Source organism: Acinetobacter baylyi DSM 14961 = CIP 107474, assembly GCF_000368685.1.
Classification (GTDB): Bacteria; Pseudomonadota; Gammaproteobacteria; order Pseudomonadales; family Moraxellaceae; genus Acinetobacter; species Acinetobacter baylyi.
The window spans coordinates 431,050-452,177 of record NZ_KB849627.1 but is presented as its reverse complement, the minus strand read 5'-3'; the positions used below and the strand labels follow the sequence as shown (position 1 = coordinate 452,177).

At 40.1% G+C, this 21,128-nt stretch carries 20 protein-coding genes; 9 read left to right on the top strand and 11 right to left on the bottom strand.

What is annotated here, in order from left to right:
- Positions 1-73: 73 nt before the first annotated feature.
- Together dps and fabR are read right to left on the bottom strand one after the other, a co-directional pair.
- Positions 74-583: a DNA starvation/stationary phase protection protein Dps gene (dps, locus tag F952_RS09190; protein ID WP_004926115.1), complete on the bottom strand. Its 510-nt coding sequence runs from the start codon at positions 581-583 to the stop codon at positions 74-76.
- A 147-nt stretch (positions 584-730) separates the two neighbouring features.
- Positions 731-1,423 carry an HTH-type transcriptional repressor FabR gene (gene fabR / locus F952_RS09185; RefSeq protein ID WP_004926112.1) on the bottom strand — a complete coding sequence of 231 codons (693 nt, stop codon included), beginning with the start codon at positions 1,421-1,423 and terminating at the stop codon, positions 731-733.
- 140 nt (positions 1,424-1,563) lie between these two features.
- Between fabR and F952_RS09180 the strand changes: the two genes are divergently transcribed.
- Both F952_RS09180 and F952_RS09175 read left to right on the top strand, forming a co-directional pair.
- Positions 1,564-2,625 (top strand): ferredoxin reductase, encoded by a 1,062-nt coding sequence (locus tag F952_RS09180; RefSeq protein ID WP_004926110.1) that lies wholly within the window; start codon positions 1,564-1,566, stop codon positions 2,623-2,625.
- A gap of 14 nt (positions 2,626-2,639) precedes the next feature.
- Positions 2,640-3,734: a fatty acid desaturase family protein gene (locus F952_RS09175; protein ID WP_004926108.1), complete on the top strand. Its 1,095-nt coding sequence runs from the start codon at positions 2,640-2,642 to the stop codon at positions 3,732-3,734.
- 79 nt (positions 3,735-3,813) lie between these two features.
- Here F952_RS09175 and F952_RS09170 read toward each other — a convergent pair whose 3' ends face one another.
- A complete protein-coding gene (locus F952_RS09170) occupies positions 3,814-4,518 on the bottom strand; it encodes an SIMPL domain-containing protein (protein WP_004926104.1) in 705 nt (234 codons plus the stop codon).
- A 474-nt stretch (positions 4,519-4,992) separates the two neighbouring features.
- Between F952_RS09170 and F952_RS09165 the strand changes: the two genes are divergently transcribed.
- The 7 genes from F952_RS09165 (at position 4,993) to sohB (ending at position 14,136) form a co-directional block, all read left to right on the top strand.
- Positions 4,993-6,363, top strand: coding sequence for a diaminobutyrate--2-oxoglutarate transaminase (locus F952_RS09165; RefSeq protein ID WP_004926101.1), 1,371 nt, complete (start codon positions 4,993-4,995; stop codon positions 6,361-6,363).
- A gap of 6 nt (positions 6,364-6,369) precedes the next feature.
- Entirely contained in the window at positions 6,370-7,902 is a 1,533-nt protein-coding gene (locus F952_RS09160) for a pyridoxal phosphate-dependent decarboxylase family protein (protein WP_004926098.1), read from the top strand.
- A 289-nt stretch (positions 7,903-8,191) separates the two neighbouring features.
- Positions 8,192-9,223 (top strand): substrate-binding domain-containing protein, encoded by a 1,032-nt coding sequence (locus tag F952_RS09155; protein WP_004926095.1) that lies wholly within the window; start codon positions 8,192-8,194, stop codon positions 9,221-9,223.
- Between the two features lie 103 nt (positions 9,224-9,326).
- Positions 9,327-10,706, top strand: coding sequence for a phosphate ABC transporter permease subunit PstC (pstC, locus tag F952_RS09150; protein WP_004926093.1), 1,380 nt, complete (start codon positions 9,327-9,329; stop codon positions 10,704-10,706).
- On the top strand, positions 10,703-12,100 hold the full coding sequence (pstA, locus tag F952_RS09145; protein WP_004926091.1) for a phosphate ABC transporter permease PstA: 1,398 nt from the start codon (positions 10,703-10,705) through the stop codon (positions 12,098-12,100). Before pstC ends, pstA begins: the two co-directional genes overlap by 4 nt.
- 11 nt (positions 12,101-12,111) lie before the next feature.
- Positions 12,112-13,023 carry a phosphate ABC transporter ATP-binding protein PstB gene (gene pstB, locus F952_RS09140; protein WP_011182238.1) on the top strand — a complete coding sequence of 304 codons (912 nt, stop codon included), beginning with the start codon at positions 12,112-12,114 and terminating at the stop codon, positions 13,021-13,023.
- A 150-nt stretch (positions 13,024-13,173) separates the two neighbouring features.
- Positions 13,174-14,136, top strand: coding sequence for a protease SohB (sohB, locus tag F952_RS09135; protein ID WP_004926086.1), 963 nt, complete (start codon positions 13,174-13,176; stop codon positions 14,134-14,136).
- 30 nt (positions 14,137-14,166) lie between these two features.
- On the opposite strand, the gene F952_RS09130 is transcribed toward sohB, so the two are convergent.
- The 8 genes from F952_RS09130 to dacC all read right to left on the bottom strand — a co-directional run bounded on the left by F952_RS09130 (position 14,167) and on the right by dacC (position 21,020).
- Complete coding sequence (locus F952_RS09130) at positions 14,167-14,799, bottom strand: DUF2238 domain-containing protein (RefSeq protein WP_004926085.1); 633 nt, start codon at positions 14,797-14,799, stop codon at positions 14,167-14,169.
- Between the two features lie 82 nt (positions 14,800-14,881).
- Complete coding sequence (gene purB, locus F952_RS09125; protein ID WP_004926083.1) at positions 14,882-16,270, bottom strand: adenylosuccinate lyase; 1,389 nt, start codon at positions 16,268-16,270, stop codon at positions 14,882-14,884.
- 55 nt (positions 16,271-16,325) lie between these two features.
- Positions 16,326-17,057, bottom strand: a complete 732-nt coding sequence (gene hflD / locus F952_RS09120) for a high frequency lysogenization protein HflD (RefSeq protein WP_004926080.1) — start codon at positions 17,055-17,057, stop codon at positions 16,326-16,328.
- A gap of 13 nt (positions 17,058-17,070) precedes the next feature.
- Entirely contained in the window at positions 17,071-18,204 is a 1,134-nt protein-coding gene (gene mnmA, locus F952_RS09115; protein WP_004926078.1) for a tRNA 2-thiouridine(34) synthase MnmA, read from the bottom strand.
- A 4-nt stretch (positions 18,205-18,208) separates the two neighbouring features.
- Positions 18,209-18,697, bottom strand: coding sequence for an NUDIX hydrolase (locus tag F952_RS09110; RefSeq protein WP_004926076.1), 489 nt, complete (start codon positions 18,695-18,697; stop codon positions 18,209-18,211).
- A 73-nt stretch (positions 18,698-18,770) separates the two neighbouring features.
- Positions 18,771-19,121 carry a VOC family protein gene (locus F952_RS09105; RefSeq protein ID WP_004926054.1) on the bottom strand — a complete coding sequence of 117 codons (351 nt, stop codon included), beginning with the start codon at positions 19,119-19,121 and terminating at the stop codon, positions 18,771-18,773.
- A 119-nt stretch (positions 19,122-19,240) separates the two neighbouring features.
- Positions 19,241-19,780 (bottom strand): gamma carbonic anhydrase family protein, encoded by a 540-nt coding sequence (locus F952_RS09100; RefSeq protein WP_004926052.1) that lies wholly within the window; start codon positions 19,778-19,780, stop codon positions 19,241-19,243.
- Between the two features lie 91 nt (positions 19,781-19,871).
- The gene (gene dacC, locus F952_RS09095) at positions 19,872-21,020 is read right to left on the bottom strand and encodes a D-alanyl-D-alanine carboxypeptidase PBP5/6 (RefSeq protein ID WP_004926050.1); all 1,149 of its coding nucleotides are present in this window, start codon (positions 21,018-21,020) and stop codon (positions 19,872-19,874) included.
- Positions 21,021-21,128: the final 108 nt, after the last annotated feature.

Below are 21,128 nucleotides of genomic sequence, written 5' to 3'. Positions count from 1 at the left end.
TAACAGAAATAATATAAAAACAAGGGAGGCTAAATGCCTCCCTTGTTTCTTATGTATGAATGAAGCCAATAATTTAAGCTGTGGTTTTGTCTTGTTCAATATTGGCTTCCAGGAACCATAAATATTGATCAAGATCTTCCAATGCGGCATGAATAATATCTTCAGAGATTGGGTCTTGAATTTCTTCAATCGTGTCACGCAAATGATTGGCAACGATACCATAACGATCTGCTAACTCTTTAAGATGATCCTGCACATTGTGAATCTCGACAGGATATGCACTTAATTGAGAGGTGGTCGATACAGTTTGAGTTGTACCCAATGCAGTTCCACCAATCTGCACAGCGCGCTCAGCAACATTATCCAAATGGGTAATCAATGATGTTCTAAATGTATCTAGCATTTCATGAACTGCGATGAAGTTACTGCCTCGCATATTCCAGTGGGCCTGCTTAGTGAGAAGGGAGAGGTCAATCAAATTGGCCAAAATCTGATTTAAAATTTTAACTGTAGATTCTTTTACCGCTGGATCAAGGTTATTTCGGGTATAGACTTTTAATAGTTTAGATGAAGATTTCGACATAAGAACCTCTAGTTGTTATAAAGAAAACCGGAATTGGTCTTAAACTAAAACAATAGAGTAAATTAAGAAGCACACGTTGCCTGTTTAGGTTGTTAAAGTTTTTGTATAGGTTCGATATACACAACGTCACAACATGTGATAGAAGGACTAACGAATTTTAGATTCATCCAGATGGCGAGCGCCCTCAAGTATCATACGAATCATAATCATGGTTTGTTCGGCAACAGCAGTACGTTGATTGATTGGTAAATCCAGAACTTTGGCACCCATGGTAAACACCAATTGGGTAATGGCGCGCGCGACTAAATCTGGATGTGACAAGCGACTATGGTTCAAACGTTCTAAACGGATTAAATCTTCTTGAAGCTCTTGTTGAAAAAAGTTAAGTTGGCGCTCTACAGCTTCTTTATATGATTTAGAGCCTGTATAAGCTTCTCTAAGTAACAAACTTAAGTTACCTTCATCTGCATCAAGTTGTTGAATAAATACTTCAACCGAGCTTCGAATAATACTGTTTTGTTTTGAAGCTTGCAGACGAGATTCACGAATAATATGGCGTAACACTAAACCTGCACGATTAATCAAATCAATTGCAAGCTCATCGATATCTCTAAAGTGGCGATAAAAACTATTTGGAGCAATTCCAGCTTCACGAGCAACTTCTCTTAAACTTAATGAAGAAATGCTTTTTTCTGGGCCAATCAGATTAAGTGCTGCCTGAAACAGTTCTTCTTTGGTAATGGTTGCTTTTCTACCCACAGTACGGCTAGGCACTTTCTCAAAAATCTCAGGAGTCTGGGCAGCGTGATCGAATGATTGAGAAAGAGAAGATGGCGCCATATTTTTCAAATGATTGTTAGATATGTCTCATTATAACCATAGCTGCTTACGATTTGAAACGTAAATAAAAGTACAGGTGTATATACAAATTTATATACATGTGTATAATAATTAAAAAAGCAGCACAGAGTAGTAGCATCATGCAAGCAATTCAAAAGAGAACAACACGCTTACGTTCATTGACCAAGTCAGTGTTCGAACCGCATGCAACTGATTTCTGGTTACAAAAAATTAATCCTATTTGGTCGACTCATTTAGCTCTTGCTAAAATTGTAGACAAAAAACAAGTTGCAAATGACACTGTATCTTTAACACTGCAACCCAATCGCCATGTCAATTTAGGTCGAGCTGGTCAGCATCATCCTGTTAAAGTTAAAATTGCTGGTCGTATTTATGAGCGTAGTTACAGCTTGACAGAACGTCATGGTCAACTCATTTTAACTGTTAAAAAAGTCGCTGAAGGTAAGGTGAGTGCTTGGTTGGTCGATCACAGCCAAATTGGCGATATTATTGAACTTGGACAACCTTTTGGGGAAATGCAATTACAAGATCAGCAACGTTTGGTTTTGCTTGCAGCAGGTAGTGGTATCACGCCAATGCTCAGTTTGGTTGAAGCACTTAAGCATCAACAGGCTTTAAATACAACGCAAGTTCAGCTTTTATACTGGGTGAAGCATCATGAAGATGCAGCCTATGCCCAATGGTTCGAAGCTCTGGCAAAGCAATTTCCTTTATTCCAGTTTCAAATTTTTTATACTCAAGATCAGGAGCATGATGGACGTCTTAACGTGACCCATCTTGCCGCTATTGATGATCTGGATCAAAGCACAGTATATGCCTGTGGGCCTTCTGGTTTTGTGGCAAAAGCTGAAGAACTTTTTGCTCAGGCACAAGTATTCATGAGCGAAGCCTTTAGTTTAAGTACCGTAAGTGAAGACGAGACTGGTTTTGTTAATGTCACCTTGAGTAAATCTAATAAAACGGTGGCAATTCCTAAAGGTCAATCTATATTGGCAGGTTTAGAGCAAGCCAATGTAAAACTAACGTACGGTTGTCGTATGGGGATCTGTAATAAATGTGCGTGTCAGAAAGCACAAGGTTCTACCAGGAATCTGCTGAATGCAAGTGAAAACTCAGAACCCAACAATCTTTTAAAAATCTGTGTGAACTCGGCTAAATCTGATCTTGTTATTGATCTTTAATTGTGAGAACTCCCATGAACGCACCTGTAAAATTTGAATATTTTAAAAATCCCAAAAATAGAGAATTAACTGCGGTTGAACTTGAAGCATTTGCAAAAGAGCTGGATCAAATCAAGCAAGAAGTCTTGGATGATATCGGTGAGAAAGATGCAAAATATATCCGCCGTGTTTACTCGGCTGTTCGCTACAGCAGTATGTTGGGACGTGCCTGCCTGTTTGCTGGCTGGTTTCCACCAGCGTGGATTTTAGGCACTGGATTGCTCGGATTTTCTAAAATTATGGAAAATATGGAGCTTGGACACAATGTCATGCATGGTCAATATGACTGGATGAATGATCCTAAGTTTAATGGTCAAACCTACGAATGGGATACTGTAGGTACAGCGGATAACTGGCGCCAAACGCATAACTACAAGCATCATACCTATACCAATATTAAGGGCATAGATGATGATATCGGTTATGGATTACTGCGTTTATTCCCAGAGCAACGTTGGAAGCCTGGATTTTTGTTACAGCCGATCTATAGTATTCCATTTTGTATGCTATTTCAGTGGGGCGTTGCGATTCAGAACCTTGAGATTGGTAAACTGATTTATAAACGCAAAACATGGAAGCAGTTTAAACAAGAGTGTAAACCGACTCAGAAAAAAATTGGAAAACAATTGTTTAAAGATTATGTTTTCTTCCCGTTAATTGCAGGCCCAGCTGCTTTACCTGTGTTTACGGGTAACTTGGTTGCTAATGGTATCCGTAATGCGTGGACATTTAGTATTATTTTCTGTGGTCACTTCACCAAAGATGTCGAAGTATTTCCGAAAACAGTACTGCAAAATGAAACGCGTGGTCACTGGTATATGCGTCAGATTCGTGGCTCGTCTAACTTGACGGGTTCAGAAGCATTTCACATTCTGACAGGTCACTTGAGTCATCAGATTGAACATCATTTATTTCCTGATGTACCCGCACGCCGCTACCGTCAAATGGCACCAAAGGTAGAGGCAGTTTGTAAAAAATACGGTCTCAACTACAATAATGCCAGCTTGTTCAAGCAGTATGGTCAAGTATTAGGACGTATTGTGAAATACGCTTTTCCATTTAAAAAGTAAGTACTTGATCGTACAAAAAACACATGCCAGATTTATCTGGCATGTGTTTTTATGTGTTGATTCAGGGTTTTTGTAAATGTTATTTCAATTGAATCGAGCCGTTGGCATTCACGGTAATTTTTGATTCACCTGCAGCTACATCCTGTGCAGGCGCTGCTTCAGCATTTGAAAATTTGGCTAAACTTGCGCGCATCATTATCGGTTGTGGTACGTAATTGCTGGTGTTCAGATTGAGATTCACCAGATTATATCCTGATTTATTCCATGCCTGACTCACCATTTGTGCACGTTGTTGAAAACCTTTAGATGCTTCTATCATCAGTTCATTTTCGACTTTTTTACGTTGTTCATCAGAGACGGTAAAATTGATCGATTCGGTTTGGAAGTTTTGTTGGAGTTCAGAAATGAGCTGACTGGTTGCTTTAAAGTCTTTACTTTCTAAACGAATTTCAGCACGACCACGCCATTCCTTAAATTTAGTTGTGTCATTGTCATAAACTGGATAAGTGCTCTGAGCGCCAGTTTCAACTTTAACCTGCGGATATTTTTTTGCGATTGCCATACCTTGATTCATAAGTTGTGTAATCTGACTTGAAAGAGCAGCAGGTTGCTTATTACTCTTTTCAATATAAAGTACAGCGTGCATTTCATCATTTGAAACTTGGCGTGACGCATCTGCCTGAATATTGATCAAATTATAGTTGAGTGTCTCATTTTCAGCAGCAGATGCATAGGAGGTTAAAGCGCCAGTCAAAACCAAAACAGAAAGTGCTAAAGATCGCATAAATTTTCCTTAAATATTTGTTTGTAAAAATTGTGTTTTACTCAAAATTATCTTAGTGATTACTTTGATATTTTTTGAGAAGCTTTTGTGGTTTGTTTGTAATGCTTTGCATTGTTTTGATAATTTAAATTTAATGTAAAATATTTAAAATCATGGCTTTAGCTTTTTAAGTTCAGACAAGATGCAAAAAAATACCATAAAAAACAAATGATCATAAAAAAAGCAGGTTTTCTTTAGGATGTCACATAGTATGATGATAATTTAAACAAGGAACTAGTTGATTGTTTTTTTTAACGTAGTTAGATGAAATTAAAGGCCAAAAGGTCTTTATTTTTATATAAAAAAGGGTATCATCGCCCTCCTAGTGATAAGAAAGCAATTGCTATTTTACTAGAATCCTACAAGCACCGAGTCAAAGGACCGCAAGTCACCAGACTTATTTCTTTCAACCCTTATCAGAGATGGTAATCCGATATGAGCGTTAATTCCGTAAATCCTGCCACCAATTCCACCAACGAATATTACCTGACTCGCCAAAGTCAGATGGAATCAAATGTTCGTAGCTATCCGCGCAAGTTACCTCTTGCCATAGCTCGTGCACAAGGTTGCTGGGTTACAGATGTTGAAGGTACACAATACCTCGATTGTTTAGCGGGGGCAGGGACCTTGGCTCTAGGCCATAATCATCCTGCTGTTATTCAAAGTATTCAAGACACCCTTGCAAGTGGTTTGCCGTTGCATACTTTGGATCTTACAACTCCTTTGAAAGATGCATTTACTGAAGCATTACTGTCTTTCCTGCCAGGCGGGAAAGAAGAATATTGCTTACAGTTCTGTGGTCCATCTGGTGCAGATGCGACTGAAGCAGCAATCAAACTTGCGAAAACCTATACAGGTCGCAGCTCAGTCATCAGTTTTTCTGGTGGTTACCATGGTATGACCCATGGTTCACTGGCGATGACAGGCAACTTGAGCGCGAAAAATTCTGTCAATAATTTAATGCCAGGTGTTCAGTTCATGCCGTATCCGCATGAATACCGTTGTCCGCTTGGCTTGGGTGGTGAAGCGGGTGTCGATGCACTCACTTACTACTTTGAAAACTTTATCGAAGATGTTGAAAGCGGTGTAACCAAACCAGCAGCAGTCATTCTTGAAGCAATTCAAGGTGAAGGTGGTGTAGTGACTGCACCTGTAAAATGGTTGCAAAAAATCCGTGAAGTGACTGAGCGTCATAACATCGTTTTGATTTTGGATGAAGTACAGGCTGGTTTTGGTCGTTCAGGCAAAATGTTTGCATTTGAACACGCCGATATCGAGCCTGACGTTGTGGTGATGTCTAAAGCTGTGGGTGGGGGTTTACCGCTTGCAGTATTGGGTATCAAGCGTAAGTTTGATGCATGGCAACCAGCAGGTCATACAGGTACATTCCGTGGCAACCAGTTGGCTATGGGCACAGGTTTAGTTGTTCTTGACACGATCAAAAATGAAAATCTTGCTCAAAATGCCCAAGAGCGCGGTGAATTCTTACAAGCTGAATTGAAGAAGCTGGCCAATGAATTTCCATGCATTGGAAACGTACGTGGTCGTGGCTTGATGATTGGTGTTGAGATTGTCGATGAACGTCAATCTGCTGATCGTATTGGCTCGTTACCTGCAGATGCACAATTGGCTGCCGCAATTCAAACAGCATGTTTCAATAACAAGCTTTTACTTGAGAAAGGTGGTCGTAACGGTAGTGTTATCCGTTTACTTTGCCCATTGATTATTACTCAAGATGAATGTGTTCAAGTGATTGAACGTTTCAAGAAATCAGTTGCAGAAGCACTCAAAGCGGTTCGAGGCTAAAAACATATGGTTGATTTTGCAGAACATCGTAAAGCTTTGCTCTGTAATGATGCTGCATCCATTGCTGAATATCAGTCAGCAATGGATGAGGCAGTGAAAGCTGTCGCAGCATGGTTGCAAAATGACAAAATGTATACGGGTGGTAGCATTAAAGAGTTGCGTTCAGCAATTGCTTTTAACCCATCTAAAGAAGGCTTGGGTTTACATCAGTCGCTCGGCCGTATGGTTGAATTGTTTCTGAATAAAAGCCTGAAAGTTCATCATCCGTACTCGCTTGCTCACTTACATTGTCCAACGATGGTCACCAGCCAAATTGCTGAGGTGTTGATTAACGCAACCAATCAGTCAATGGATTCTTGGGATCAGAGCCCTGCAGGTTCATTGATGGAAGTTCAGTTGATCGACTGGCTTCGTCAAAAAGTAGGGTACGGCGTAGGTCAGGCTGGTGTATTCACCTCAGGTGGAACGCAATCAAACCTGATGGGCGTGTTACTTGCACGTGACTGGGCAATTGCCAAAAATTTTACAGATGAAAATGGTCAGCCGTGGTCTGTACAGCGTGATGGTATTCCTGCCGAAGCGATGCGTAACATCAAAGTCATTTGTTCTGAAAATGCACATTTTTCTGTGCAAAAGAACATGGCAATGATGGGCATGGGCTTCCAGTCCGTTGTGACTGTTCCTGTAAATGAAAATGCACAGATGGATGTTGATGCGCTTGAAAAAACCATGTCACATCTGCAATCTGAAGGTAAGATTGTAGCGTGTGTAGTGGCGACTGCAGGCACAACCGATGCAGGCGCGATTGATCCATTGAAGAAAATTCGTGAAATCACCACAAAATACGGCGCGTGGATGCATATCGACGCAGCGTGGGGTGGTGCACTGATTCTGTCAAATGATTATCGTGATATGCTAGATGGTATTGAGCTATCTGACTCAATCACGCTTGATTTCCACAAGCATTATTTCCAAAGCATTAGCTGTGGTGCATTCTTGCTCAAAGATGAAGCGAATTATCGTTTCATGCATTATGAAGCAGAATATCTGAACTCGGCTTATGATGAAGAACACGGTGTACCAAACCTGGTCTCTAAATCATTACAAACAACACGTCGCTTTGATGCGCTTAAGTTGTGGATGACTGTAGAAGCACTGGGTGAAGAGCTATACGGTTCAATGATTGATCATGGTGTGAAGTTGACACGTGAAGTGGCTGACTACATTAAGGCAACCGAAGGACTCGAATTGTTGGTTGAACCACAATTTGCATCGGTATTGTTCCGTGTAGTACCAGACGGTTATCCCGTTGAATTGATTGATACCTTGAATCAAAACGTTGCAGATGAACTTTTTGCACGTGGTGATGCCAATATTGGTGTAACTAAGGTAGGTGCAGTACAGTCATTGAAAATGACGACTTTAAGCCCTGTTGCGACATTGGAAAATGTCAAAGGTCTATTGGCGATGGTACTGGCTGAAAGTGATCGAATCAAAGATTCAATTGCTGCTGGAACTTACGTGCCAGCGATTGATTAAATTGCATGTTTTGAAAAAAGATCACTTCGGTGATCTTTTTTTTATGACAAAAAAATGAAAAATAACATTTTCTCGAACAAAAAATAAGAATACTAGACGTTGATAATTGCAGTTACATTTTGAAAAATAAAGAATTTTATAAAAATCAAAGTGAACTGACGAAATATCATGAAAGCGTCATTAATTTGTCACTGAATTGTCATATTTTAAAATCAAAATGCACATATCCAAAGTACAAACACGAATAAAACGTGGTGTACAACACCGCACCTAATTGAGAGAAAAAAGCATGCGCTTAAATCCACGTCATCTCGCTATCGCATTCGCAGTTTCTGGGGCAGCAATCGCAACGACTGCAAACGCAGCTCGTGATACTATCCAAATCGCTGGTTCTTCAACCGTATTGCCTTACGCAAGTATTGTTGCAGAAGAATTTGGTAATACATTTCCACAGTTTAAAACACCTGTTGTGGGTTCTGGTGGTACATCTGGTGGTTTAAAACAGTTCTGTCAAGGTGTTGGCGACAACACGATTGATATCGCAAATGCTTCTCGTAAAGTTAAAGATACAGAGCTTGCTGCATGTAAAAAGGCTGGTGTAAACCAAGTACAAGAAATTAAAATTGGTTATGACGGTATTGTTTTTGCGTCAAATTTATCAAAACCAGTTTATAAATTAAAACCAGCTTTTGTTTTTGCAGCGCTTGCTGAAAAATTACCATCAAACGGTCAGTTGGTTGCAAACCCATATACACGTTGGAACCAAATTGACAAGTCACTTCCAAATGAACCCATTACTTTGGTGATTCCTGCATCAAACCATGGTACACGTGAAGTGTTTCAGGAAAAAATGGTTGAAGCAGGCTGTGAAGCGTACGATTACTTCAAGAAAATGGACAAAGAAGAACAGAAAAAAGCATGTTCTGCTTTCCGTAAAGATGGTCGTGTGATTGAAATTTCTGGTGATTACACAGAAACATTAGCACGTTTAAAAACTTCACCAAGCGCAGTGGGTGTATTTGGTTTAGGTTTCTATGATCAAAACCGTGACAAACTTCGCGTTGCTACAGTAAATAACGTTGCGCCATCTGAGAAAACTATTCTAAATGGTAGTTACCCTGTATCTCGTCCTTTGTTCTTCTACGTAAAAGGCGAGCATGTGAAGTCAATCAAAGGGTTGCCACAATACGTAGAATTCTTCTTGAATAAGAAGACATCGGGTAAAGGCTCTAAGCTAGAAAAAGCAGGTCTGATTTCAATGTCTGATTCTGAACGTGCAAAAGTCTTAGCAGACTTTAAAGCAGGTAAATCAGTTAAATAAGTAGTTTTTAAATGAGAGCTGATGGTGGTTTAAGTGCCCCATCAGCTTTTTGTCTAACAAAGTTTTTTCAAAGAATGAGAATTGAAAAAACGGTGGAGATTACATGAATCTGCTATTGATTGGCGTGCTATTAGCTCTTATCGCAATAGCTTATCAAATCGGGTTATCCAAAAGCCGTAGCCTAGCAGGTAAGGGAAATAATTCTGCATTATTACACTCACGCCCAGGTTATTATGGTGCTTTGGTTGCACTTTGGTGCGGTATCCCTGCTTTTTTAATTTTGATTGTTTGGAATATCGTTGAACCTAATATTTTAAAGCATATTGTACTCAATCAGGTTCCTGCATCGGTTGCGGCCAGTATGGATCAGGCGAGTATTGAAGTGCTACTCAATCGTGTTAAAGCGATTGCTTCTGGTTTTGGGGTAACAGATCAGCCTGCGGCATATGAGCTTGCAGCAGCACAACAACTTGCCAAAGTACAAACGATTGGTTCTTATGCCAAGTTTGCTGTGGTGCTATGTGCTGCTATTTTTGGCTTACTTTGGGCCAAAAAAAGAATTGGTCAAAATTACCGTGCACGTAACAAAGTTGAAAAGACCATCAATATTGCTTTAGCACTTTGTTCAGGTATTGCCATTTTGACAACGCTCGGCATTGTGATGTCGATGTTTAGTGAAGCTTTAAGATTTTTTAGCTTTGTGAGTCCATTTGATTTCTTTTTTGGTACAGAGTGGAATCCAGGATTTAGTACCTCAGGAAGTGCAGAAGGAAGTTATGGTTTACTTCCATTGCTTTGGGGCACGCTCATGGTCAGTGGGATTGCCTTACTGGTTTCGGTTCCTGTGGGCTTGATGATCGCGATTTATCTGGCTGAGTATGCTTCATCTACCTTACGTGCATGGGTTAAACCAGCCATCGAAATTTTGGCAGGTATTCCAACAATTGTTTACGGTGTATTTGCCCTGATGATTATTGGGCCATTTTTCAAAATGTTGGGTGAAATGGTTGGTATCAGTATCAATGCGACCAGTGCACTTACTGCTGGTTTTGTTATGGGTATCATGATTATTCCATTTGTTTCTTCATTATCGGATGACATCATTACTCAAGTACCACGTGCACTTCGTGACGGATCATTAGGTTTGGGTGCAACTAAATCAGAGACAATCCGACAAGTAGTCATACCTGCTGCACTACCAGGAATTATCGGAGCTTTCTTATTGGCAGCATCCCGTGCGATTGGCGAAACGATGATTGTGGTATTGGCTGCAGGTAATAGTCCATTACTGCATGTGAATCCGCTTGAAGCTGTTTCTACCGTGACGGTGACGATTGTCAATCAGCTTACAGGTGATACCGATTTTGCCAGTCCACAAGCATTGGTGGCCTTTGCCTTAGGTCTGACCCTGTTTGTGATTACTTTGGGTCTAAACATTGTGGCACTTTACATCGTGCGTAAATATCGTGAGCAATACGAATGAGTCTATCCAATACTTCTACACCTATGGATCAGAATCAGTTTGATCCACAAGTTGCTGCCGAATTACGTGCTAAACGTAAAATTAAGATCGAAAAATCTTTGGCATCACGTCACCGTAAAGAAAAAACCTTCCGCATATTTGGATTTTCCGCAGTTGTTCTAGGCTTGTTCTTTGTTGCCTTACTGTTTGGTAGTATCTTGGTTAAAGGTCTACCTGCATTCTGGCAAACCAGCCTGACTGTTCCTGTGTATTTTGATCCGACCATTATCAATGCTGGACCAAAACCAACACAAGCTGCTGGTGAAAGCCCTGCACATTTTCAAGAGCGTTATGTTGACTGGCAAACCAAAATGGGGATGGTGGACTGGGATTCATTAATCGTAAATGGCATGATTAAAAAAGATCCCGCATTAGCCTCAAAGCGTGACGATCTTAGTAGCTTATATACTAGCTCTGAAGCTTATCGTTTACGTGATATGGTATTTAAAGATCCATCATTGGTGGGTAAACGAGAAGATATCAAATTTTTGGCTGATGCTAATGTAGATGTCTGGTTAACTGGAAAAATTGATCGTAGTCTTCCTGATGACCAACAGCAGCTAAGCCCAGAAGTACGTAAGCTAGCAGACCAGCTTGAAGCAAAAGGTATGTTGACACATTCGTTTAATACCAACTTATTTACCAATCCCGATTCGCGTAGTTCGCCAGCCACAAGTGGTTTAGCGGGCGCGTTTATGGGATCGTTATTTATGATGCTTATTGTGATCTTTATCTCGATTCCGATTGGTGTGGCAAGTGCAATTTATCTGGAAGAGTTCGCCAAACAAAATATTTTGACCGATGTCATTGAAGTCAATATTAATAACCTTGCAGCCGTTCCATCGATTGTATTTGGTCTGCTAGGTGCAGCAATCTTTATCAACTGGATGCAATTGCCGTTATCTGCACCTTTGGTGGGTGGTTTGGTCTTAAGTTTGATGACGCTTCCTACCGTGATTATTACCACGCGTGCGTCATTAAAAGCTGTTCCACCTTCTATCCGTCAGGCAGCTCTAGGCTTGGGTGCATCTAAAGTTCAAACGGTCTTTCATCACGTACTTCCACTAGCGTTACCAGGTATTTTAACAGGTGCAATTATTGGGGTTGCACAAGCATTGGGAGAGACTGCGCCATTGCTTCTAATTGGTATGAGTGCTTTCGTAGCAAGTATCCCTACATCTCCGCTTGATCAATCTACCGCATTGCCTGTTCAGATTTTCTTGTGGCAAGGCAATGAATTACGTAATTTTTTTGAGGCACGTACCTCGGCTGCAATTATTGTGCTACTTGCCATGATGATCGGTTTAAATAGTCTTGCCATTTGGTTACGTAAAAAGTTTGAAGTGCGTTGGTAATCGAGGAACAGATGATGAATACTATTAATACAACTAACTCCTTAGAAAAGGATAACACAGTGACCTCAGAACAATTGCAGTTTACTGGTGCAGAAACACAATCCAAGCGTCAAGGTTCGTTCGTATCATTTGATACACAAACTGCACCGAAAAAAGATGTGAAAAATACCATTAAACTGAGCACTTCTGATGTGCATGTCTATTATGGTGAAAGTGAAGCAATTAAAGGCATTGATCTTGAGATTTATGAAAATGAAGTCATTGCCTTTATTGGTCCGTCTGGATGCGGTAAATCAACGTTCCTTCGTACTTTAAACCGTATGAATGACACAATTGATAGCTGCCGTGTTACGGGTAAAGTACTGCTGGATAATCAGGATATTTACGATCCAAATCTGGACGTTGTATTATTACGCGCACAAGTTGGTATGGTATTCCAAAAGCCAAACCCATTTCCAAAGTCGATTTTTGAAAATGTGGCTTATGGTCCAAAACTGCATGGTTTGGCGCGTGATAAATATGATCTTGAAGAAATTGTAGAAAACAGTTTGCACAAAGCAGGTCTGTGGGATGAAGTTAAAGATCGTTTAAACCAGCCAGGTACAGGGCTTTCAGGTGGTCAGCAGCAACGTTTATGTATTGCGCGTACTATTGCAGTAAGTCCAGAAGTGATCTTGATGGATGAGCCATGTTCGGCACTTGATCCAATTGCGACAGCGAAAGTTGAAGAATTGATCTCTGAGCTTTCAACACAGTATACCATTGCAATTGTGACTCACTCTATGCAACAGGCTGCACGTGTTTCTGATCGTACTGCCTATTTCCATTTAGGTGACTTGATTGAAGTGAATTCGACAGAAAAAGTATTTACTCAGCCTGATCATCAGCTTACCGAAGCGTATATTACTGGACGTTTTGGTTAAGACTTCGGTTTTTTAGAAAGAGCCCATTTGGGCTCTTTTTTATGATTAAACCAAGATCATGATCACATCATTTTCAAAATAGATATTGAATTCTGGATTAAATGACCTCATCTTAGTTTAAATACAGCGAAATTAGAGAATAGCCAAACTATGTTATTTCATTTACCCAAACTTCCTGCCGAATTACGTGTAAGTCATTTAAATGCGCGTGTAAATGAACAACGAAAAAAGATCGCACAAACAACAGCATCTAAGCTCGAATTTTTACAATTAACTCAACAGCTTGTAAAAGAAGCGAAGATTCGCAAAAAAAATAATCAGAAAATTTTTGTGCTTGATTTTAAGGGGGACATTCAAGCCTCTGCTGTAGACCAGTTGCGTGAAGAAATCACATTAATCCTTGCCACAGCAAAATCTGGTAAAGATCGCGTGGTGTTGCGTCTTGAAAGCCCTGGCGGAATGGTACATGGTTATGGTCTAGCTGCTGCACAGCTTGTGCGATTACGTGATGCTGGTTTTCATTTGACCATTGTAGTCGATAAAGTCGCTGCCAGTGGTGGTTACATGATGGCTTGTATCGCTAATGAAATCGTGTCAGCCCCATTTGCAATTTTAGGTTCAATTGGTGTGGTTGCTCAAGTTCCAAATTTCAATCGTTTGCTTAAAGAGCATAATGTTGATTTCGAATTGTATACGGCAGGAGAGTACAAACGTACTGTAACCATGTTTGGTGAAAATACACCAGAAGGTAAAGCCAAGTTTGAAGAAGAGTTAAAGCAAACACATGCATTGTTTAAACATTTTGTTGAAAAGTATCGCCCTCAGTTAAATGTAGAAAAAGTTGCGACGGGTGAGCATTGGTACGGGCAGGATGCATTGGATCTGAATCTGGTCGATAAGTTGCAAACGTCGGACGAATATTTGCTAAGTCTGCTTCCTCAACATGACGTGTATGTGATTACAACGCGTAAAAAGCCAACGCTTGGCGAAAGATTAGGGCTTCAAGCTGCTCAGCTTGCAGATAGCTTTATTCCAGCAGTCATGAATAAAGTGGTTGAAAGTCTGGTGAACGCAAATAGTCATTTGGTTCAGATGCGCGATCCTAAAATTTAATTTTTCTCATCTAAATACTAAAGCACTCGATTAAGAGTGCTTTTTATTGCCTAGTAATTGCAACAAACCGAACATAAGAGTGCCAATCGTCGCCATAAGCATATCTTTATGTGCATCCCATAGATCACCTTGCTGACCATTATATTTTTCAGCAGCGTCTGGTGACATGCCAATGGCAATTACCCATTCGATTAATTCATAAACCATGCTGGAAGCCATAACGAACTGTAGAACCAATAAGAAAATGGTTTTTGGTCGAGAGTCTGGAAAGCAGACTTGAAAGCATCGATAAAAAAATGGATAGAGTAAAAAACCATATGCAAAATGTACTAAGCGATCATACATATTGCGTTGCCAGCCAAAGAATTGATTTAAATCAAAATGACCTAAGGTTTTTATCCATTCATTATAAGGTACATAGGAATATAAATAATGCGCGGCGATGATATGGATAAATAAAAAACCCAAATACAAGCTAAAACTGGAAAAATCTAAACCGATCCGTTTGAACGTTATAAACAGGACGATCAGCATAAACACTGTACCCACTTGGTGCAGTAGATACGATTCGTATTCTAAAGGCTGGATACTGGCTATGACGATTGTGATAAAAATAAGCAAAAGAGCTAGCCAGTGTTTAAGTGTAAATTTTTTCTCAATCATTGAGATTCTTCGTTATGTATGAAATGAGTATAAAAAAGCGGAACCATTTAAAATGATTCCGCTCTAGTTTAACTGATTCAGATTAAATTTTATTGATCAAATCATTGATCTGTTTTGCTTGATCTGCAGCGTTACCTGTATAGCTGGCTGGTGTCATTTCTGCTAAGCGTGCACGTTCTTCGGCAGGTACCTGACTAAGTTCATCACCGTTTACAAAGTTAACCATCATGTCGCGCGTCATTGCTTGACCACGTGTTAATGCTTTTAACTTTTCATAAGGTTTTTCAACATTGTAACGACGCATAACAGTTTGAATTGGTTCAGCCAAGACTTCTTGTGCTTGATTGAGATCTTCTGCAAGACGAGCTGCATTGAGCTCTAGTTTACCAATTCCTTTTAGGCAAGCATCAAAAGCAATCAGGCTTTGTGCAAAGCCAACACCCATATTACGCAGTACAGTCGAGTCTGTTAAATCGCGCTGCCAGCGAGAAACTGGAAGTTTTTCACCCAAATGGCCTAATACAGCATTTGCAATGCCTAAGTTACCTTCAGAGTTTTCAAAATCAATCGGGTTAACTTTATGTGGCATCGTTGAAGAACCCACTTCACCATCTTTCAGTTTTTGTTTGAAGTAACCTAAAGAAATATAACCCCATACATCGCGGTTAAAATCGATCAGAATTGTGTTGTAACGACGCAATGCATCGAACAATTCCGCCATATAGTCGTGTGGTTCAATTTGAGTGGTATATGGGTTAAAGGTTAAACCTAAAGATTCCACAAATGCTTGTGAATGCGCAGCCCAATCAATATCTGGATAAGCAGAAAGGTGCGCATTGTAGTTACCGACAGCACCATTGATTTTGCCAAGCAATTCGACATTTTCAAATTGTTTAATCTGACGTGCCAAACGATAGGCGACGTTTGCCATTTCTTTGCCCAGTGTTGTCGGGCTTGCAGTTTGACCATGTGTACGTGACAACATTGGTTGTTCAGCATGTGTAGTGGCTAAGGCTGCAATTGCATTTAGAATCTGTTTCATGCTTGAAACCAGAACTTCACGACCATTTTTAAGCATCAAAGCATGAGACAAGTTATTGATGTCTTCAGAGGTACATGCAAAGTGAATGAATTCACCTGCATTTTTTAATTCATCCAGACCTGCGATTTTCTCTTTAAGAAAATACTCAACGGCTTTTACATCATGATTGGTGGTGCGTTCGATTTCTTTAATACGATTTGCATCATCTTCAGAAAAATTTGCCACAATTGAATCTAAAGCAGCATTGGTTTCTGTAGAAAAAGGAGCGACTTCAATGATCCCTGCATGGTTAGAGAGCGCTTGTAACCAGCGTACTTCAACAGTCACACGAGCATGGATTAAACCAAACTCAGAAAGAAAAGGGCGTAAAGCATCACATTTGCTGGCATAACGTCCATCTAATGGAGAGAGGGCAGTTAAAGCGTTCATAGAGATTCCTTAAACAGGGAATTGATGTAAAACGAAAAGCGCTGCAGCATCAGATTTAAACCATCTGATACTGTAAGCGAGCGAGAGTTTGAATATCTTGTAGCAACTTACGTTTGCTAAAAATCATATTCCATGAACTGCCACCCAACTGACGCCATAAATGCGCCAACTGTAGTCCAGTAAATAGCGATGCACGGATACGATTGGTATGATTTGGATCTTTAAATGATTCCGCGTTACCACGCACTAGAATACGTGGATTAATCTGTCCAGCAGTATCTACATAAGCTTGAGCAAGATTTGCAATAATACTTGGGTGCATATAGTTGTTATCAAAAAACGACAGTTGCTTTAATATTTTTTGCTGTGATTTTTCAATAACTGCGACATATTCTGGATTGCTATAGACTTTTTTTTCTAGTTGAAGAAGTGCCATGGCATAAGACATGGGAAGTTTGGCACTGGGCAATTTGGGAATCTTTGACTTTGGTGTTGTGCTAAAAGGTTGGTTAATACTGCTTTCTAATGTTTTTAATCCAAGTGCAATATCACCAAGCTGATTGAAGAAATCCAGGGTTTGAGTAGAGGTATTTAAGGCAGGTCTGATATTAAGGCTGGCTTTGATAAGTTGTTCAAAGTAGAAATTCCCAGTTTCCCCAATGCTTTGCTGTCCTGTCATTGCCGTCATGTGGGTCAGCTGGGTGGCTTGAAACACACCCGCTAACGCTAACGCACGGTTCTGACGAACATTCAACGATTGAGGCTGTTGAAAAGGGGTATCAACCATGCCTTTAAATCCCTTAAATAAAATCAGGTGTTGGAGCATCGGTATGTAGAATCACACCACCACCCAAACATATCTCATTTGTATAAAAAACAACACTTTGACCTGGTGTTACTGCGCGTTGAGGTTCATCAAATTCGACACGTACACCATTATTGCGGTCTTCATCACGGTAAATTGTACACGCTTGATCTGGTTGGCGATAGCGTGTTTTTGCTGTGCATCGGAATCCTGAAGCAGGAATATCCTGTTCACCAGCAACCCAGTCGATATCCTGGCTCCACAGAGTAGTGCTCTGCATCAATGGATGTTCATGACCTTGGCCAATAACCAGACGGTTATTTTCTAGATCTTTGTGTAGCACAAACCATGCACCTTCGGCCGCACCTTTTAATCCGCCTAAGCCAATACCACCGCGCTGACCCAATGTATAGTACATCAAGCCATGATGTTCACCAACTTCTTTACCATTATCCAGTACAATTTTTCCTGGTTGCGCTGGTAAATATTGTTTTAGAAAGTCATTGAAGCGACGTTCACCAATAAAACAGATTCCGGTTGAATCTTTCTTCTTCGCTGTTGCCAGATCAAGCTTCTCGGCAATTTTTCGTACTTCTGGTTTTTCGATTTCACCAACAGGAAACAGGGTCTTGTTGATCTCACGGCCATGAACAGCGTGTAAAAAATAGCTTTGATCTTTATTATTATCTACACCACGCAATAAGGGAGCATAACTTTCACCACGAGAGTTCTGCATACTTTCACCACGGCGTGTGTAGTGGCCAGTAGCAATAAAATCTGCACCTAAAGTCATTGCATGATCGATAAAGGCACGAAATTTAATCTCTTTGTTACATAAAATATCTGGGTTAGGTGTACGACCTGCCGCATATTCAGCAAGAAAGTGCTCAAATACCCGATCCCAATATTCCATTGCAAAATTTGCAGTATGTAGTTTGATGCCAATCTTATCTGCAACGGCTTGAGCATCTGCCAAGTCTTCGAGTGCTGTACAATATTCAGTTCCATCATCTTCTTCCCAGTTTTTCATGAAAAGACCTTCAACCTGATATCCTTGTTGAAGTAAGAGCGCAGCAGAAACAGAAGAATCTACACCACCAGACATACCGACGATGACACGTTGTTGCATAGGACTAGGCATCCAATTGAGAAGTAATAGAGGGAGAGAACGGGTGCTCGTAAATTAGCGATAAAGGATATTTTTTGCCAGAGAGGGCATCTTGAACTGCTTTTAAAACCAATGGGCTACGGGCGCGTGCTGATTCTTGTAGCTCATCCATGGTCATCCAGACTGCATCTACAATACCTGAATCTAATTGGGCATTTTCTTCAACTGATATGACCTGAGCCAAAAAGCAGAAACGATAGTAAGTGCGATCTGGAAACATCGGTGGTGTGTAACTGTAAATTCCAAGCAAATGATCAATCTCAACATGATGACCAGTTTCTTCGAGTGTTTCACGTATTGCAGCAGCCACAAGGGTTTCATCAGCTTCTACATGACCAGCAGGTTGATTAAACACGGTATGTACAAAGCCTTCACTGTGTTCTTCTACAAATAGAAAACGTCCATTTTGTTGAACTACAGTCGCGACTGTGACATGAGGTGTCCACGCGGTCATAAAAAGCACCATAATTTTAAAAGATGTATTCTACAAAATTTGACGCGCGGTGGCTAGGTTATTCTGGTATTGCTTATTCTGTGTTGTAGTCTGTAATTCCAATAATATTGCCTGATGGGTCATAAAGCTCAACTACCCATCCAGTTGGTATTTTAAAGGGTTTAGACCGAAATTTTACGTTTTTCTTGAGAAGTTTTTCATAGGTAGTCTGCACATTTTCTACCTCAATCCAAACGCTTGGTTGTATATCAGGAAATTTCTGCTTATCTTTGATTATGATTGCGGCTTCTTCATTCCCAACGTTAAATGCAATCATACCTTTCTGGCTAAAATCAAATTTTATCGGAAGTTCTAAAACTTCATTATAAAATTTTTTACTTTCGTCTAAATCTTCTGCTGGATAAAAAAAGTTATCATAATTCATATTAAACTCCTGACTATTATTAAATTTAAATATATAAATTTTTAAAAATCATTATTTATATTGAGTAACATTCACTCATATTTATCGTTAAATCCTCACTCATAATATTGAAAGAGCTATCATTTTTCGGCCAAATAATGATTTTTTACTTTGACATAATGGCGTGCCGAATATGGTAAAAATGACATTTCTTTTTCAGTAAGAGCTCGAACTTGCTGGACTGGGCTGCCCACATACAAATAACCGCTTTCAAGTCGTTTACGTGGTGGAACCAAGCTTCCCGCACCAATCATGACATCATCTTCAATGATAGCATCATCTAAAATCACGGTATTGATGCCGACCAAAACACGATTTCCGATGGTGCAGCCATGTAAGGTCACATGATGACCGATAGTGACATCTTCACCAATCGTGAGTGGTGAGCCGTCAGGTTTTGCATCATTTTTATGACTGACATGTAGCATGCAGTGATCTTGCACATTGCTATTGCGTCCAATACGAATCTGATTCACATCACCACGAATGACCGCAAATGGCCAGACCGATGCATGTTCGGCCAGTTGAACATCGCCAATTACAACCGACATGTCATCGATGTAACAGGTCGAGTCAATTTTAGGTTGATGTTCGAGATAAGGGCGTATATTTTTTTTCATGAGCTATCAATGTCGTTGAGTTTTATGCAGTATAAAAGAAAAAAGGCATTCATGTTTGAAACAGGAATGCCTTCATTTTTATAGCGATCAATTAGAACAGGTTGCTAAAGAATTGTTTGATATGATCAATCATACGCGCAAAGAAACTTGCCTCTTCAACTGGTTTTAAAGCCACCAAAGGTTTTTCTGCAATTACTTTACCATCAAGCGTCGCGACCAATTTGCCAACAACCTGACCCTTTTGTAATGGCGCATTCAATTTTGGCTGTACTACAAGCTGAGTCTTGATTTTGTCTGCTTGGCCTTTTGGCATGGTGACATTAAAGTTCTCTGCTAAACCAATCTGAACTTCATTTTCCTTACCAAACCATACTTTGGCTTTAGCAAGTACTTGATTTGCAGGTTGTACATTTACAGTTTCAAAGTTTGAAAAGCCCCAAGCCAGTAAAGTACGGGTTTGATTGGCGCGTTCATTGACACTAGTGGTCCCAAAAATAACCGAGATTAAACGCATTGGACCACGTTTACTGGATGTGGTCAGGCAATAACCTGCTTCAGAGGTATGACCTGTTTTTAATCCATCTACGCTTGGGTCGGTATAAAGTAATGCGTTACGGTTGCCTTGCTTAATACCATTAAAGGTAAATTCTTTTTCTGAATAAATTGGATAGTATTTTGAACTGTCTTTGATAATATGCTGTGCAAGAATCGCCATGTCTTTGGCAGATGAGTAATGACCTTCTGCTGGTAAGCCAGTCGAGTTCATAAAGTGCGTATTCACCATACCCAAACGTTTGGCTTCTTGGTTCATCATGTGCGCAAATGTACCCTCATTGCCAGCCACATGTTCTGCCATGGCTTTAGATGCATCATTACCTGATTGCACGATAATCCCGCGTAGCATTTCAAGAACTGTCGCGGTGCCATTTAACGGTACGTACATACATGATTCAGAACTGCTACCACGGCACCAAGCCGATTCATTCATACGAACCTGTTCACCTTCTGTAAGCTCGCCCTTTAGCAATTTCTGCTCAATGATGTAACTGGTCATCATTTTAGTCATAGAGGCAGGAGCAAGATGTTCATTTTCATTTTTTGAGGCGAGAATTTGCCCTGTCTCATAATCCATCAACACATAGGATTTGTTATTTAATTCTGGCGGTGTTGTTAAGACAGTTGCTGCATAGGAAAATGTTGGTAAAAGAACTAATGCAGCAAGGGCGCTTTTTAGAGTCATTCTAGGTGGTTCCAATATCTTGAATAAAGCAGAAGAGCCTAGCATTTTAGGATAAAGCAAAGCCGACTTCTACGGGAAAGTCGGCTTATTTCATACAGTATTGTAAAT

Bases quoted from the DNA above. Each gene is read 5' to 3' on its own strand.
- purB (WP_004926083.1), bottom strand. From the start codon at position 16,270: ATGAACGCTTTAACTGCCCTCTCTCCATTAGATGGACGTTATGCCAGC.
- mnmA (WP_004926078.1), bottom strand. From the start codon at position 18,204: ATGCAACAACGTGTCATCGTCGGTATGTCTGGTGGTGTAGATTCTTCT.
- F952_RS09165 (WP_004926101.1), top strand. From the start codon at position 4,993: ATGAGCGTTAATTCCGTAAATCCTGCCACCAATTCCACCAACGAATAT.
- pstB (WP_011182238.1), top strand. From the start codon at position 12,112: ATGATGAATACTATTAATACAACTAACTCCTTAGAAAAGGATAACACA.
- F952_RS09105 (WP_004926054.1), bottom strand. From the start codon at position 19,121: ATGAATTATGATAACTTTTTTTATCCAGCAGAAGATTTAGACGAAAGT.
- F952_RS09180 (WP_004926110.1), top strand. From the start codon at position 1,564: ATGCAAGCAATTCAAAAGAGAACAACACGCTTACGTTCATTGACCAAG.
- fabR (WP_004926112.1), bottom strand. From the start codon at position 1,423: ATGGCGCCATCTTCTCTTTCTCAATCATTCGATCACGCTGCCCAGACT.
- pstA (WP_004926091.1), top strand. From the start codon at position 10,703: ATGAGTCTATCCAATACTTCTACACCTATGGATCAGAATCAGTTTGAT.
- F952_RS09175 (WP_004926108.1), top strand. From the start codon at position 2,640: ATGAACGCACCTGTAAAATTTGAATATTTTAAAAATCCCAAAAATAGA.
- F952_RS09160 (WP_004926098.1), top strand. From the start codon at position 6,370: ATGGTTGATTTTGCAGAACATCGTAAAGCTTTGCTCTGTAATGATGCT.
- dps (WP_004926115.1), bottom strand. From the start codon at position 583: ATGTCGAAATCTTCATCTAAACTATTAAAAGTCTATACCCGAAATAAC.
- pstC (WP_004926093.1), top strand. From the start codon at position 9,327: ATGAATCTGCTATTGATTGGCGTGCTATTAGCTCTTATCGCAATAGCT.
- F952_RS09110 (WP_004926076.1), bottom strand. From the start codon at position 18,697: ATGACCGCGTGGACACCTCATGTCACAGTCGCGACTGTAGTTCAACAA.
- F952_RS09170 (WP_004926104.1), bottom strand. From the start codon at position 4,518: ATGCGATCTTTAGCACTTTCTGTTTTGGTTTTGACTGGCGCTTTAACC.
- sohB (WP_004926086.1), top strand. From the start codon at position 13,174: ATGTTATTTCATTTACCCAAACTTCCTGCCGAATTACGTGTAAGTCAT.
- dacC (WP_004926050.1), bottom strand. From the start codon at position 21,020: ATGACTCTAAAAAGCGCCCTTGCTGCATTAGTTCTTTTACCAACATTT.
- F952_RS09155 (WP_004926095.1), top strand. From the start codon at position 8,192: ATGCGCTTAAATCCACGTCATCTCGCTATCGCATTCGCAGTTTCTGGG.
- F952_RS09130 (WP_004926085.1), bottom strand. From the start codon at position 14,799: ATGATTGAGAAAAAATTTACACTTAAACACTGGCTAGCTCTTTTGCTT.
- F952_RS09100 (WP_004926052.1), bottom strand. From the start codon at position 19,780: ATGAAAAAAAATATACGCCCTTATCTCGAACATCAACCTAAAATTGAC.
- hflD (WP_004926080.1), bottom strand. From the start codon at position 17,057: ATGGTTGATACCCCTTTTCAACAGCCTCAATCGTTGAATGTTCGTCAG.